Annotated in this window: 13 protein-coding genes; 5 read left to right on the plus strand and 8 right to left on the minus strand. The window is 33.3% G+C overall.

What is annotated here, in order from left to right; all coding sequences use genetic code 11:
• Together AC1Q8L_RS07685 and AC1Q8L_RS07690 are read right to left on the minus strand one after the other, a co-directional pair.
• Nucleotides 1-1,737: MSCRAMM family protein (locus AC1Q8L_RS07685; protein WP_492339418.1), on the minus strand; the 1,737-nt coding region annotated here is incomplete at its 3' end.
• Nucleotides 1,738-2,131: 394 nt separating this feature from the next.
• Nucleotides 2,132-3,004 (minus strand): Cof-type HAD-IIB family hydrolase, encoded by an 873-nt coding sequence (locus AC1Q8L_RS07690; RefSeq protein ID WP_000640419.1) that lies wholly within the window; start codon nucleotides 3,002-3,004, stop codon nucleotides 2,132-2,134.
• A gap of 134 nt (nucleotides 3,005-3,138) precedes the next feature.
• Here AC1Q8L_RS07690 and AC1Q8L_RS07695 point away from each other — a divergent pair, with 134 nt between their 5' ends.
• On the plus strand, nucleotides 3,139-3,756 hold the full coding sequence (locus AC1Q8L_RS07695) for a DNA-3-methyladenine glycosylase (protein ID WP_001148794.1): 618 nt from the start codon (nucleotides 3,139-3,141) through the stop codon (nucleotides 3,754-3,756).
• 21 nt (nucleotides 3,757-3,777) lie between these two features.
• Complete coding sequence (locus tag AC1Q8L_RS07700) at nucleotides 3,778-4,134, plus strand: hypothetical protein (RefSeq protein WP_001214380.1); 357 nt, start codon at nucleotides 3,778-3,780, stop codon at nucleotides 4,132-4,134.
• Nucleotides 4,135-4,170: 36 nt separating this feature from the next.
• Here AC1Q8L_RS07700 and alsD read toward each other — a convergent pair whose 3' ends face one another.
• A complete protein-coding gene (alsD, locus tag AC1Q8L_RS07705) occupies nucleotides 4,171-4,929 on the minus strand; it encodes an alpha-acetolactate decarboxylase (protein WP_000215018.1) in 759 nt (252 codons plus the stop codon).
• A 16-nt stretch (nucleotides 4,930-4,945) separates the two neighbouring features.
• Nucleotides 4,946-6,634, minus strand: coding sequence for an acetolactate synthase AlsS (gene alsS, locus AC1Q8L_RS07710; RefSeq protein ID WP_000103523.1), 1,689 nt, complete (start codon nucleotides 6,632-6,634; stop codon nucleotides 4,946-4,948).
• Between the two features lie 436 nt (nucleotides 6,635-7,070).
• Here alsS and AC1Q8L_RS07715 point away from each other — a divergent pair, with 436 nt between their 5' ends.
• Nucleotides 7,071-7,631, plus strand: coding sequence for an HAAS signaling domain-containing protein (locus tag AC1Q8L_RS07715; protein WP_492339419.1), 561 nt, complete (start codon nucleotides 7,071-7,073; stop codon nucleotides 7,629-7,631).
• A gap of 21 nt (nucleotides 7,632-7,652) precedes the next feature.
• On the plus strand, nucleotides 7,653-8,249 hold the full coding sequence (locus tag AC1Q8L_RS07720) for an NDxxF motif lipoprotein (RefSeq protein ID WP_016513649.1): 597 nt from the start codon (nucleotides 7,653-7,655) through the stop codon (nucleotides 8,247-8,249).
• Nucleotides 8,250-8,775: 526 nt separating this feature from the next.
• Here the strand turns inward: AC1Q8L_RS07720 and AC1Q8L_RS07725 are convergent.
• From AC1Q8L_RS07725 to AC1Q8L_RS07740, 4 genes are all read right to left on the minus strand, one after another.
• Complete coding sequence (locus AC1Q8L_RS07725) at nucleotides 8,776-9,432, minus strand: response regulator transcription factor (RefSeq protein ID WP_000626498.1); 657 nt, start codon at nucleotides 9,430-9,432, stop codon at nucleotides 8,776-8,778.
• A 35-nt stretch (nucleotides 9,433-9,467) separates the two neighbouring features.
• Entirely contained in the window at nucleotides 9,468-11,771 is a 2,304-nt protein-coding gene (locus tag AC1Q8L_RS07730) for an ATP-binding protein (RefSeq protein ID WP_016513648.1), read from the minus strand.
• A gap of 579 nt (nucleotides 11,772-12,350) precedes the next feature.
• Complete coding sequence (locus AC1Q8L_RS07735; RefSeq protein ID WP_492339420.1) at nucleotides 12,351-12,707, minus strand: YlbF/YmcA family competence regulator; 357 nt, start codon at nucleotides 12,705-12,707, stop codon at nucleotides 12,351-12,353.
• Nucleotides 12,708-12,849: 142 nt separating this feature from the next.
• Nucleotides 12,850-13,986, minus strand: coding sequence for a DUF445 domain-containing protein (locus AC1Q8L_RS07740; RefSeq protein ID WP_029948477.1), 1,137 nt, complete (start codon nucleotides 13,984-13,986; stop codon nucleotides 12,850-12,852).
• A 129-nt stretch (nucleotides 13,987-14,115) separates the two neighbouring features.
• Here AC1Q8L_RS07740 and AC1Q8L_RS07745 point away from each other — a divergent pair, with 129 nt between their 5' ends.
• On the plus strand, nucleotides 14,116-15,168 hold the full coding sequence (locus AC1Q8L_RS07745; protein WP_016513646.1) for a YheC/YheD family endospore coat-associated protein: 1,053 nt from the start codon (nucleotides 14,116-14,118) through the stop codon (nucleotides 15,166-15,168).
• The last annotated feature ends 17 nt before the right edge of the window (nucleotides 15,169-15,185 follow it).

Consider the following 15,185-nt stretch of genomic DNA (forward strand, 5'->3'; position numbering starts at 1 on the left):
TCCTGGTTCTAATTTCTGAGAAATTACTTTACCAGTTTTATCTGTTCGTAACGTATCTACTTTTTTACCATCTTTATATACTTCGAATTCTGCATCTGATAATACTTTCGTTTTATCTTCCGCATCTACTTTCACAATTTCAAATTGACCTGTTACTTTTTCGGGGATCTTTTTATTCACCACATCTACAGTCAATACTTTATTAGCCTCTACATCAACAGAAACTGAACTAGATGATAATTCATATCCTTTCGGTGCTTCTACTTCTTTTAATGTATAGCTTCCAACTGGAAGTCGTTTCGATAAGGCTTCACCTTTATCATCTGTAACAATTTTTTCCACAACTTTCCCATCTTTATCGAGAACATCAAATTTTGCACCTGGTAGAAGTTGACCAGATTCACTATCTTTTTTCAATAATTTAAATTGGCCATTCTCTACTTTTTTCGTATTCTTCATAACAAGTTCAATTACGTTTGTATTATCAATTGTTACTTTGACTGGTGTATCAACTTTTATATATCCTTCTGGTGCATTTATTTCTTTTACAAAATAGTCACCAAGTGGTAAATCTTTAACTTCCGCAATACCCTTTTCGTTTGTTGTAACAGTAGCCACAACGTTATTATCTTTGTCTATAACATCAAATTTTGCGTCTTTTAAAACAATGTTTTCATCGTTTTCATCAACTTTTTTAATTTGTAAATGTCCTTTTTCAACTGCTGGTTTATTCCACTTTGGCCAGTTAAATTTAAAGTTATGAACCTCAAAACCATCTCTTTGGTGTAATCCTCCAACATAGGCTTGTCCATTAATAGAACCACCTTTTGTTTCTACAACTGCATTAGGTGCAAACACACTACCTACTACACCATAACCTTTAGTTGTTATCTTTGTAGCATTAGGAAATACCCAAATTACCTTACTAGCTAACTCAGTAAAAGATGAATTAGGATCGTATGCTTGAGATGTATTAATTAAATCCGTCGCCATCCCAGTATTTCTTGTATCATACAAAATTGCACCGCCACCAAAACTCACTTCTTCTGCATCTGAATAAATAACAATAAAGTCTTTATTCTCTACATTCGGAAGAAAAACGTCTTTTACATCAAATGCTTTCTTTCCCGTCTGGCCTGAAGAGACATAAATATTAGGGTTGTTTACATCTTCACCGATTCCAAAGCTCATATTAGGTTTTGGCTTATCAGTGTATAGTTTACTTGCATCCCCAATTACACCATCAACGTCTTTTCTAAATTCTTTAAACTTAGCATCAATCTCCGCTTGCTCTTTATAAGAGATACGGTCATATGACGTTTTCATTGCTCCATCTGGGTCACCGTCTTTTGTCATCGCCACTGTTCCATCTTGAATAATTACCTGTCCTGCTCCCGCTTTCGTAAATTGACCGCCTAGTAATAATGATGGATATCCTTCATCTACCCAAGTTGCTCCAGCTAAGTTATTTGCTCCAGTTGCAGCCGCTACGACTGTATAACTTGATGCGTTCATATTTTTCTGAACAGCCATCGCACCTTCAATATCCGCACTCGTTGCACTATGATCTCCAAAAATGATGGCGTTGTAATAAGATACATCACCTAAACCTTTTAATTCTGTTGTAGCTGCCTCTGCTTTTAATGGTAAATGGATTAAAAAATTCATACATATTAGTAATACAACTATTAAACTACTACTTAACTTTTTAATTTTTTGATTAAATGATTTCCTCAAGAAATTCATTCCCCCTTTTAAACTTCCTAAAACCACAAAAAGAAGTACATATCATATGTACCAAACCTTACTCACATTAACTTAAAATAATCCATTTAAATAAAACAAAGAAACACTACAACTACTTAATAAGATTGCTACAATTCATTTTTGAAATAATACGTGAACTAAACTGTCATGCGGAAATACTTTTACGTATGGGAGCCCAATAAAATTAATCTGAAGAATATTTCATGTGGTGTAACTGTTTTGGCAACATCATCCACTTTACATTAGTTTTCTAAAGGATTCAAGTGAATTGTATAGATTTCATACACAATTCATATTTTAAAACGCTTTCACTATTTTTAATAAGATAAACAAAAAAACGTAGCCAAAAAGCTACGTTTTTCTGTCATCGTTTCGGTGTATTTTTATGATTCTTCAAAAACGGAAGCGGGAATTGCTTACGGAAATGCTCTTTAATCATGTACTCTACACCGTTCTCACTATTTGAACGTGTAATCCAATCTGCTGCTTGCTTTAACTCTACAGGTGCGTTCCCCATCGCTACACCAAGTCCCACGTTTTCAATAACCTCTAAATCTTCCATACTATCTCCAATCGCAACCATTTCATTTAGCGAAATATTTAAATGCTCTCCAAGCAATTGTAATCCGCGTAACTTTGATACATTTTGCGGCAAGATTTCTATTCGTTTTGAATCACATTCAACATACTCTACATCTTGGAATGCTTTTCTTAATGTGTTTAGCCCGCGTTCTTTTTCACCTTTACTTTGGAAAAGAACATCAATTTTTGGCGCCGCTACCGGATGGTCACGAAGCGCGTCACCTAACGAATCTACAAATTGAACTGGATAAAATAACGGATCTGCGCTTGATAATACAGTGCGCGCAATTAAGTTTGGTGTATTTCTCTCACGATTTCCTATCGAAAACCGTTCATGAGAAATACGTACGTTACAATCAAAGTGCTCTAACACTTGCACAATGTTAAAAGTCTTCTCTTCGGACAATCTTCTTTGAACGTACGGCTTATCTAACGTTGCTGAAACGAAAGCACCACCATGTGTCACTAATATAGAATCTAATTTTAACGCCTTTGCTACTTTATGAGCGGATTGAAAATTACGGCTCGTAAATAACGTAACGTATACATCTTTTCTTTTCACAAATTCAATTGTTTCTCTTAATCCTTTTGCAATTTTTCCATTGTTGTATAGTAGTGTCCCATCTATATTAAGAGCTAGTAAGCGATAAATCATGTCGCACTCCCCCTCTTCGCTGTTGTACTCTATCCATAATTTATGAAATAAATGTAGCAAATAGAACGAGTTAGAATTACTACTGAAAATTTGGTTTACTATATACATATACACTTAGTAAAGGAGATAGTACAATGCAGGCACCTCCTTCTTTTTATGAAGGCGATACGTTAGAAGTCGCAAAAAAATTACTCGGGCAAAAACTTGTTCATATTGTAGACGGAATAAAGCGAAGCGGAATCATTGTAGAAGTAGAAGCATATAAAGGCCCAGATGATAAGGCCGCACATAGTTACGGCGGCAGACGGACAGATCGCACAGAAGTTATGTTTGGCGCACCAGGGCATGCTTACGTATATTTAATTTACGGTATGTACCATTGTTTTAACGTTATTACAGCACCAGTTGGCACCCCGCAAGGTGTTCTCATTCGAGCCCTTGAGCCAGTAGACGGTATTGAAGAAATAAAACTAGCGCGCTACAACAAAACAGACATTACAAAAGCGCAATATAAAAACTTAACAAGCGGTCCTGGCAAACTATGCCGTGCACTCGGAATTACTTTAAAAGAACGAGGCTTATCATTACAAAGTGACACATTGCATATTGAACTGGTCCCAAAAGATGAACATATATCATCACAATATAAAACAGCAGCAGGACCTCGTATTAATATCGACTATGCAGAAGAAGCTGTACATTATCCGTGGCGTTTTTATTATGACGGGCATCCGTTTGTTTCAAAGAAATAAACATATGTAAAGGGAGAGACTATGAGAGGCAAACCTGAACTAAAAATAGAATCAGAAAAAGTATATAAAACGAAGAAAAATCCAAATGGAATGTTTATAGCAAGAATACTACAAATTCCGAAACAAGAAGATAAACTAGACTTTGTCATTATTTTACAAAATAAAAAAACGAAAAATATTATTTATAACAAAGTTTTAGTAACAACAGATAACGACTATTATTCTTTCCGACTCGCTCGTGGGAATATTAAATGGTCATCCTTATATACTGTTACAGTATGGGATGGGCTTGGACATCAATTAGTAGAAGTATCAGCCTTAACTGGTAAAGAGAACTATTCTATTTCTGATGAGCATTATTCCGCATATCGGGAGTAACTCAAAATAAAAGAGAAGCCGAATTGGCTTCCCTTTTTACTCTGCACCTTCCGCAGTTGCAATATTATCCTCTAAGTTTTCTCTTGATAATTCAGCCGCCATAAAATCAGCTGTTTCTGGAAGTGCTAAATGCATATGAGCTTTTTGACAAATTTGGATCGTACAGTTTTCTATAACATAGTCGAAAACATGTCCACCTCCGCTTCTTTCATCATCAATATAATGTAAGTGGAATCCAGCTACACCAATACCTTGCGCATAATCTGGTGTCCAAAATCCAGCAAGCGTACCTTCTGTATTTTCAAATGAAAAGATTGGTTGTGATTTCGTCACTTCAACGAGCGGTGTATACGGTTTTTCTTGTCTTGGAACAGTTCTCGTTCTTACTTCACGGAACGTACCGTCCATTCGAATACCGTAAAATAAGTTTTTACTTGGCATTAATTCATGTAATAACGCTTCAACTTCTTCACGATTCATCGGATGCTCTACCGTATAACTCATTTCTTTTTCAAAAAACGTTACAGTCGCAAATGGCGTTGTTTCTTCTGGCTCTACTTTTTCCGCTGAACCGTCTGAACGTAAATGATAAAATTCATTATCAAATGCAATCATTTCACCATCTAATTGATCAAATGTGCCGATGCCAAAATCACCATGTTTTTTCAAATCTTCAAAGCTAATCACACCATCATATATACCATCTAATAGCGCAAGCATTGTAGATGTTTGATATACTTCATTACTCGTTTTCGTTTTTTTTGCATCAATATCAATTAATTGCGCAACAGTCATCTCAAATCTGCCTCCATTAGTTTAATTGGTTTGGTAATAATTTTTCGCTTAATTTAATATTGTCACGATAGTCAATTGGAATATCAATAATGACAGGACCATCTGCTGCTAATGCTTCTTTTAATACCCCTTCTAATTCATCAGGCGTGTTAACACGAAGACCTAACGCTCCGAAACTTTCCGCATATTTCACAAGATCAACATCACCAAACTCTGTAGCTGATGTTCTACCGTATTTCATCATTTGTTGGAATGCAACCATATCATATGTGCCGTCTCTCCAAACAAGATGGACGATTGGAGAATTTAAACGTACCGCCGTTTCTAACTCCATCGCTGAGAATAAGAAACCACCGTCACCTGATACGGAAACTACTTTTTTACCTGGTTCTACTAAAGTAGCTGCGATTGCCCAAGGAAGTGCAACACCTAACGTTTGCATACCGTTACTAAATAATAATCTACGTGGTTCATAAGAACGGAAACATCTCGCCATCCAAATAGAATGGGAACCGATGTCACATGTAACAGTTGTATCGTCACTAATTAAAGAACGAAGTGTACGAATCACTTGAAGTGGATGCGTAACACCCTCCGAAGCACGGTTCGGAACTTCTGCTTGTTCTGATAATTTCGCGCGTAATCGTTCTAATACCGCTTCTGATTTCGTACTTAATACAAGTTTCGGTAATTTCTCCGCGATGCTATTTACCGTTAAGGCAATATCACCAATTAATTCACGCTCTGGTTGGTAATCATGGTCGATATCTGCTTGATGGTCGTCAAGATGAATAATCGTTCTGTCGCCAAGTTTATTCCAGAATTTTGGATCATACTCGATTGGATCATAACCGATAGAAATAACAAGGTCTGCTTCTTCTAGTAAAATATCACCTGGTTGGTTACGGAATAATCCAACGCGGCCGAAGAAATGATCTTCTAACTCACGTGAAATCGCACCAGCTGCTTGATATGTTTCAACAACAGGAAGTTCTGTATCCGCAATTAATTTACGAACAGCTTTCGTCACTTCATTTGTGCTCGCTCTCATACCAAGTAGAATAACTGGTAATTTCGCTGATTTTATTTTTTCTACTACATATGTAATATCATGTGTGGGAGCGATTCCAAGCTGTGGCTTAGAAAGCGCACCGATAGACTCTACAGTTGTTTCCGCAGTCATAACGTCTTGCGGAAGACTTACTAAAGTAGCTCCCGGATTTGTGGAAGTCGCACTTCGAAATGCATTACTAAGTGCTTCTGGCACATTATCAGGATGCTCTACTTCTACGCTATATTTTGTGATTGGTTCGAATAGTGCAGCATTATCCATAGATTGATGCGTACGTTTTAATCGATCCGTACGCGGTACTGCACCAGCTAAAGCAACAACGGGATCACTCTCCGCATTCGCAGTAACAAGACCTGTCGCTAAATTTGATGTCCCTGGTCCTGAAGTTACAAGACATACGCCCGGTTTCCCTGTTAATCTACCAATAGCAGCTGCCATAAATGCTGCATTTTGTTCATGACGACAAACGATTAACTCTGGTCCTCTTTCTTGCAATACATCAAATACAGAGTCAATCTTTGCTCCTGGAATACCGAAAACATGTGTAACACCTTGTTTAATTAAACAATCAACAACAAGATCTGCTCCTTTTGTTTTTGTCTTCACGTCGTTTGCTTTTACACCTGTACTCAAAACTAATCATCCCTTTATTTCATAATGTGTGTAATAAAGATTTTAATTTCACCTAGTTAATTAAGCTGGTGAAGTATCATTTATCATTATATTACAAATGCATTATTTTTCCAACAATATGAATTCGACATTATTTTGACAAGATTTAAAGAATACGCTTACAACCTTTTGTTTATCTTAAAATAACATTTTTATATCTCTTCTAAAAATGTACAAAAATACTTCCACCTATTCACATTATTAACAAATTTATAGTACCTTGCAAAGAATAATAGTAAGTGATATATTTGTAAATAATGGAATACCCATTATTTGGAATGTTATTCGCAATTAGTATATCTCCTTTCAAAAAGTAGATATAGATTGTGTGTGCTGTTTAGAAAAAAGATAGGATTTTCAGCCATAATTCATCATTTTATAAAGGAAAGTGATCGTTATGAACAAAAGTGAATTTTTAGAACAACTTAGTTCTTCCCTACGGAATATGCCTAATTCAGAAAAGGAGGATATTATCTCGGAGTACGAAACTCATTTTATTAGTGGTAAACAAGATGGAATATCTGAAGAGGAAATTTCTAAAAAGCTAGGAAATCCTAAAACTATCGCTAAAGAACTTAATATTTCATATGTAATAAGTAACGCTGACAATAGGCGTAGCCTAAAAAATATTATGACAGCACTGTTTTCTGTTATGAGCTTAAGTATTTTAAACTTTATATGTATCATTATCGCCTTTTTCGTACTACTCTTTTTATTACCGATTCTTCTAGCACTTATCATTGCCACGCCAGTATTAATTATTTCGTCTATTTTATTAATAGGATTAGGATTCTTTAAAGGGTTTCATCAAATTAGTTATTCCGATGTTTATAATGTGTTCATCGCTTTTTGCGTCGGTTTACTCATATCCGTCATATCTTATCAAATGGTAAAACATCTATATGCACTTTTAGTAAAGTATTTGAAATGGAATATTGCTATTTTACAAAGACACTAATGAATGTAAAAGGAGATTAAAATGAAGAAATATACTTTATATTCACTCATGCTACTTACTCTTTTATTTCTATCAGCTTGTTCAAACAGTGTACAACCTAAGGAAGAAAACGATGTACAATCTATTAAAGATGTTGCTATTAAAGTTCCAGAAAATATATTTAGTTCCTCAAAGAAAAATGAAAATATTAGTGAAGACGAAATGAAACAAAATATAAAAAGTTATTTAAATTATAGCGGAGAGTTAGACGAAAATATCGTTCCACTTTCATCAGCCATGTCTGATGAGAATGCCACGAAATCTGACCGAGAGAAATTAAAACAACTAGTAGATTTAGCACAACAAAACGACGCGAACTTCCATAATTTTATTAGCAACAATACGATCCCCGATGATTACAAAAAGCCTTCAAAAGAAATATATGAATTTATTTCATCATCTACAGCACTTTCAGTAGAACTAGAGCAAGAGTTAGACAAACTCGCTCAAGATGGTAACTTATTCAAAACTGATTTCTCTTTTACAAAGCGCTTTGAGAAAGTTAATGGCAGGAAGCAAAAAGAAATTGAAGAGTTTTTGAAGGAAAAAAACATTAAAACTGAGTATTTCAGTAAGTGATAATACATGTTAGATCATACATTCCTCTTTAAAACATTCACCAACATATGGAAATTTCAAAGAGACTTTATTATGTGTAAGGATGCACTTCATCCGTTTCCTATAAAAAAAGGCCTCCTTAAAGGAGGCCCAAGCAAAAACAACAAACGCAAAATAACAACAAATAATGGACGATAAAATCACTATATTGACAAAGTATAGGATTTTTATCAATTGGAGTAACTCAACCCTAAATTACTCTTTTAACAATGCAATACTAATAACTTATTACAGCAATTTTTTACCGTGTCTTAAATAATTGACTGTCTTTCAAATAATTCTATTTATATTGATTGTTATTAATTAGTATATACTTGAATACGACTATACATCCTAATAAAAGGCAATATATTAAGCTGTTAGTCCTCGCGAGTTTATTTTGCCTTTAATGTAACTATACTATATTCTTCCATTTATATCACCGAACATTCCTCTCGTATTCACGCATTTTTCTTGCGTGAATACCGCAACTTAATAAAGAGCTACATTAAAAATTTATAGTTGGAATAAACCATAGTTCTTTCGCCTTTTGTACTGCTTCCATTCTTGATGAAACTTGTAACTTATGAAATATGTCGGTCAATTTATATTCTACCGATCTTTGACTTAAGTTTAATATTTCGGCAAGCTCTCTATTTGTTTTTCCTTTACCAACTTCAACTAGAATCATCTTCTCTTCATCATTTAAAGAAATTATATTTTTCATTTCGCCTTCTACATTTATATTAGATGCATTTTCTACTATCCTTAACTGTCTTACAAGTTGATGAGAAAGAACTACTTCTTTTTTCACTGCATGGCGGATTGCGTTTACCACTTCTTTCTCAGAAGAAGTTTTACTTAATACACCAAGTACTCCGTTATCTATTAATAAATTATAATGTGCAAGCACATCAAATCCTGTAAAAATAAGAATAGCTGCTTCTGGTTGCACACTAAGTATATATTTAGAAAGCTCTAAACCATTTATTTTTGGCATTTGTAAATCTATTAAATATACATCATACTGTTTATTATGCATAACTTCTCTTATTTCTTCACTATCATGGAAAACATCAGCCTCTATATCATCATATCTTTCAATTAATGCTTTAGTCCCTAGGCCAACTGCAACGTGATCATCTACAACAAGAACAGAAATCATTTTTTCATCCCTTCCACATCTAAAGATTGAATCAATTAATCAATTTTCATACTAACTTTAATCTTTAATCCATTATTCACCTTTGAATCTATTGACATTTCTCCACCTAAACTATGAATTCTAGCTACAATCCCGGATAAACCTAAACTACTATAAGAATGATTTAACTCGTCTAAATCTATCCCCATTCCTATCCCATCATCATCATAAGTTAAATTCAAATATCCATTTTGCTCATATAATCGAATTGTAACTTTAGAAGCTTTTGAATGCTTTAGTGCATTATTTAATAACTCCTGAATAATTCTATAAATTGCTTGTTCATATTCTACATTAGGTAGAATAATATTATCTTGAATTTCATAATAGAAGAAAAATGTAGCTTTAAGATTTACTTGTTTAAATAAATCTAATAATGCTTTTTTCAAACCTAATTCATATAAAAATGGAGGACGTAAGTTATTACATGTTTCACGAATGACATAAATATGATCTAAGACATCTTCATACACTTCGTTAATTATTTTTTTCATATCGACATCTGGAATATCTTTATGATATTCCTCTAATTTCCTAGACAAGCGTATTTGGTCTTGTAATACACCATCATGAATATCACTCGCCAAATTTGTCCGCTCTTTTTCAGACAAATTAAATAGTAACTTTGAAAGCCAAATTGGAGGCTGTTTCGGTTCATTTATCGTTTGCAACTGATTCACTAATTCTTCCACTTGATATGAGCATTCTAATAATAAATCAGCATAACTACACAATGTCTCTAACCATCCAATTTCTTGAATGTTCAAACCTCTCCTATTATTAGATTTACATAACAATATAATCATTGTTTTTGCTGAAATGGACAAAACAAACACGAAATGATCTTCTAATTGTATAATGGAACCAACAGTATATGTCTCTAACTGATATCCATTCAATTGCTTTAGCACATCTTCAGAAACATATCCATCCCCAATAATTTGGAGCGAATTATCCCCTTTACTCACTTCAATACAGCATATTTCTTCTATTCTTAATACATCATTGATTTCTCTCTTTATGCTAACAATTAAGTTTGAAAACTTATATTCATTTTTTGCCTGATGTAAAAATCTATGTAAACTAAACTGATAATTTTTCTGAGAATGATATAATTTTTTCCTTAATTTAAAATCCAAATAATCCTTTATAAAGCAAGAAAGCATTAACGAAACAAACAAGATACCAGCAAATCGAATAACATCTAATATGTTATCGCTAGTATTGTGGAAAATTAAAATCCCTAGTATAACGATGAAACCCGTTAGACATATCGACAGTAAAGCATAATATTGAACTCTATGAATAACAAAATTATAATCAAATATTTTCCCTTCAATAATCATATAAAAAATACAAATTGGAACCAATAAAAAAAAGATCGCTGTCGTCTCGACACTTATTATTTCTTTGTAATTTATCAAATTAGGAATTAAAAATAAGAATATAAATGGCATGGCTGATATGATTGTGCTCATAATAATAACTCTTATAAACTTAAAATAATAACTTTTTCTACTTTTAAAATAAAATCTAAACAATACATATACTGTTAATAAAAACAAAACAGAACTTAACAATATAATATAACTCGTCGATAAATCATTATATTTTAAATAAATAAAAATGGTTAAACAAACTAAAATAAACGCTATTATATTTATGTAGATTAATTTTGTTTTTGTTATAAACCTTATCTTCAAGTTTTTCGTAAACATGTCCATAAATTTTATAAAAAAGACAACTGAGTACGTTAAAGAAATAGCAACTACAATATACGCTATTGAATCTTTTCGTAACCCCGCCATAATACTAATGTAACTCATTCCTAAACAATGCAGAAAATAGATTAAATCTTTCGTTCCTGCATTCAAGTATGGAGCACGTATTAAAATATATGTAGCCACAAAAAAACACGTTAGATAAAACACAGTTGGTAAAAAAAGATGATAAACCAATTGCTTATCGTACGGATTATACTCTACTTTATATTCTTCTATTGTTCCCCCTTTCTTCATTGTAATTTTCTTTACCCTTTCAGTAGCACCATATAATGAAATATTAGAGTTATCATCAGGGAGAATCCCATCTATTTTTTCAATAATATCCCCGACTGCTAGATCTTGTTCTGCTGCCCAGCTATTTTTCACAATATTATTAATCACCAAATGATTTTCTTGATGCTCTATCTCAATCCCTATCCTAGGATATAACATAATTTCGATTGCAAAATAACTAAATAAACTAAGCGATAGTAACGTTACAATCAATTGATATTCATACTTAAATACTCGAATCACTTTTGTACAAAACTCCTTTTTAACTACAGCAATAACTCCATTTTCCACATTTTGTCATCATAAATTAAAGCATACACATTTCATTTAACGGTTATAAGCACAAAAAATATAGTTATCCTCTAATATAGAATAACTTTCACATTATCATTCACATTTGTTAGATAGAATTTATCATTCATTCAATAAATCTCTACTTTGTTAGTTGTAATACTAATATTATTTATCCTAATTTCAGACTCATTTATAAGTAAAATTCCTAATAGCTGAGAATTTTGATAAAAAATCACTTTCCATCATCACATGTACCAACTTTTTTAATGATATTTCATATTTAAAGTGATATAACTCGATACAACGCCTCACAGTTCACCTTCCTCCTTGTCCTAATATGTAATTTTAAAGAAAAACCTTAGTTAATACTAATGAAAGTTTATTCATATTTCATCAAAAATTGATTACGCTTTACCGAACATGAATTATTCGGATATATAATATAAAACGTACAGTTCCCCTTATTCCAAATATAAGCCTTTTTCTACAACAAAAAAGACGCTCCTAAACTAGGAGCGTCTTCCACTATTAAGCTTGTTGTTGCGCGCTATATAATTCTTCAAGTGGCTTCATGATAATTTTGTTAACGTCACCGATTACAACGTTTAGGCGTTGCTCAGTTTCCATTAATTTTGTAATTTTAGCATCTTGTTGAATGCGAGCTACAACTTCTTGTGCTTGTTGGTTGTCTTCTTCAGTGATTTCTTGGCCTTGCATCATTTTTTGTTGTAGGCTAAGTTGCATTGTACGGAACTCATCGAATAAATTCTTTGAAGCTGTGTCAGCTTGAACTGCTGTGTAGCTCTCTTTTAAAGTTTTGAAGTCTTCGTTTTCAGCGATTGCTTTTTGTAATTCATATGCAACATCATGAATGTTCTTTGTCATTTTATTTTTCCTCCTTTAGAAGGCTAGCGCTTTTCATACGCACTGCCTTTTCAGTGCATTTACATACGCACCTCTTCTTACCATATCAAACTATGCAAGAGATGTGAAGAAATTTCACTTTTATTTCTATGTACTCACCTTATTATCTAAGAAACAATAGTAACAATCCTTGCATGAGACCGATCATTCCACCTAATAATGCTCCTAAATACGTAATCATTTTCAATTCGTTTTTCGTAATAGACAGAACTAAGTCTTCTAATCTTTCTGTTGAGAATGTAGACACTTCTTGCTGAACAATTTCCGCAAGGTGTAGATTATTTAGTATACTCTCTACGTTTTCTGTTCCCCACTTCAAGCCTTTCTTTACTGCACTCGGAACCACTTTTTCAATAATTGTTTCTCGAACCGGCTCACATACTTGCTGAACAGATTGATTTAAAAACTTACTCACTGTTTCCTCTACTTTAACTGCTGACAGCACGGAGCTTACAATCATTTCTTTCTCTACAAATGCTTCTAATTCTTTTACATCTCTTCCTTTTAACTTTTCCCACTCTTTTTGCAGTACGTCAGTTAAAAGCTGCTTTGTACCATCTTGACCTAAAAACTTAATAACTTCTGGCTGCACACGATCCACTACACTTACATTTCCTAAAAACATTCCGACTAAGTTAAGTAGCGTTCCGCGAGAAGCAAAGAAATCATCAATCATTTTTGAAAGACGTGCTTTCCCTTCTTCACTTTCAAAAAAGCTAATTCCTCGCTCTAAAATAAACGCCGAGACATTCGGAATCGCATTCTCTACTTTTTCATTTACAGAATGAGGTAAAGCCTGTTCCCATGTATATGTATAATACTCTGCTAAAAATGCATGAATTTTTTCTGTAATAACATGTTCGATTTTTCGAGTCGCTTCTTCTTCTACATGCGCTACATTCCATTTTTCTAACATATGTCGCAGTGATTGTTCATTCGTAATTACTTTATCCACTTCCACTTGCGCCCAGTGAATTAAACCTTTTTGAAACTCTTCATTTGTTAGCTTTTTTCCAATTCCTTCTGGTGTTAACAAATGTTCTACAACCATATTTCCTAATTGAACAGCAAGTTCATCACGACGCTTCGGAATTAACCCTGGTGTAAATGGAACTTGAAACTTTCCGATATAAATAGGACGATGAGGACGAAATAACATTTTTATCGCTAAATGATTCGTATATCCCCCAATAATTGCTCCGAGTCCTGTCGTCGTTAACATATTTAACCATATATTCATTACAATCAACCTTTCACTTCTCCAAAACTATAGCATATCATCATACGGACAAAAGTATAATGGTATAAAAACGTATTTGCAATATATAGCTTCGCCTATTATGCAAATAGTAGTAAAGGAGTGATTTCGTTGGTTCTCGGTCTTTTAGCTTCTAAACTTCATTACGAACAAACGTATTACACCGAAATCGCTAAACGCGCTCGGCTTTATCATAATGTCGTTGCCCAGTTTACGCCATTTTGTATTGATTCTAAAACAGACCTTATTTCTGGTCTTATTTACGATACAGATACAGGAAAATGGAAAGAGCAAACATTCCCTATTCCTTCTTATATATATGATCGTTATTCTTTTCACGAGGAAACAGACTTTGAAAAAGCAAAATCAATTATTCACTCTTTGCACAATCGTCCTTCCACTACCTTTTTAAATAACACACTTATTAATTTAAGTGAACTACATGATTTATTTCTCACTAATAAAAAACTGTCTCCTTATATACCAAAATTTGAAATTGCAACGATACAAAACATTTTCAAACTGTTGTTAAAAACTAAAGATATTATTATACGCCCCACTAATATACATTCTAAGGATAACTTATATCGAATTGCTTACAAAAATAAAACGTTTCATATCGATACAGTAAATGAAAAATACCATACTTCTATTACAAACAAACGGACAGACGAATTTATATCTTGGTGTAAATCTAACATACGTTCATCCCGTTACATAGCACACACTATGCTACAACCACCAAACCAATTAACATATCCACTCCACATTCGAACCATTTTGCAAAAAAACAAAGAACAAACCTGGAATGTTATAGGTCAATTTATACAAAAAAGCTCATTTCCTAATCAACTTTTACCCTCAACAACGGACGATGATTCATTACATTCATTTTCAAAAATTAAATACGTACTATCTAGTACGGGTGTGCAACTATTGCAAGATGCTTTACACGACATTGTAAATGAAGTATTCCAAACACTAGATCAGTCTTATTCTTCGTTATTTGAACTAGAACTTTCCACAATTATGGATCAAAAAGGCGCAATTTGGCTTATGTATGTCAACACAATTCCCCCTTACGAACAATACATTCGTCATAGTGATTCATTAGCTGAAAAGATATTTCACGGACCACTTAAATTCAGTCGCTTTACACCATAATGAAAGGAGGTAAACCT

The organism is Bacillus sp. GW823-FHT06A11, assembly GCF_058795355.1.

What these genes read in the sequence shown, in the direction of transcription:
- AC1Q8L_RS07690 (WP_000640419.1), bottom strand. Translation starts at nt 3,004, where the DNA reads ATGATTTATCGCTTACTAGCTCTTAATATAGATGGGACACTACTATAC.
- AC1Q8L_RS07695 (WP_001148794.1), top strand. Translation starts at nt 3,139, where the DNA reads ATGCAGGCACCTCCTTCTTTTTATGAAGGCGATACGTTAGAAGTCGCA.
- AC1Q8L_RS07700 (WP_001214380.1), top strand. Translation starts at nt 3,778, where the DNA reads ATGAGAGGCAAACCTGAACTAAAAATAGAATCAGAAAAAGTATATAAA.
- alsD (WP_000215018.1), bottom strand. Translation starts at nt 4,929, where the DNA reads ATGACTGTTGCGCAATTAATTGATATTGATGCAAAAAAAACGAAAACG.
- AC1Q8L_RS07715 (WP_492339419.1), top strand. Translation starts at nt 7,071, where the DNA reads ATGAACAAAAGTGAATTTTTAGAACAACTTAGTTCTTCCCTACGGAAT.
- AC1Q8L_RS07720 (WP_016513649.1), top strand. Translation starts at nt 7,653, where the DNA reads ATGAAGAAATATACTTTATATTCACTCATGCTACTTACTCTTTTATTT.
- AC1Q8L_RS07725 (WP_000626498.1), bottom strand. Translation starts at nt 9,432, where the DNA reads ATGATTTCTGTTCTTGTTGTAGATGATCACGTTGCAGTTGGCCTAGGG.
- AC1Q8L_RS07735 (WP_492339420.1), bottom strand. Translation starts at nt 12,707, where the DNA reads ATGACAAAGAACATTCATGATGTTGCATATGAATTACAAAAAGCAATC.
- AC1Q8L_RS07740 (WP_029948477.1), bottom strand. Translation starts at nt 13,986, where the DNA reads ATGAATATATGGTTAAATATGTTAACGACGACAGGACTCGGAGCAATT.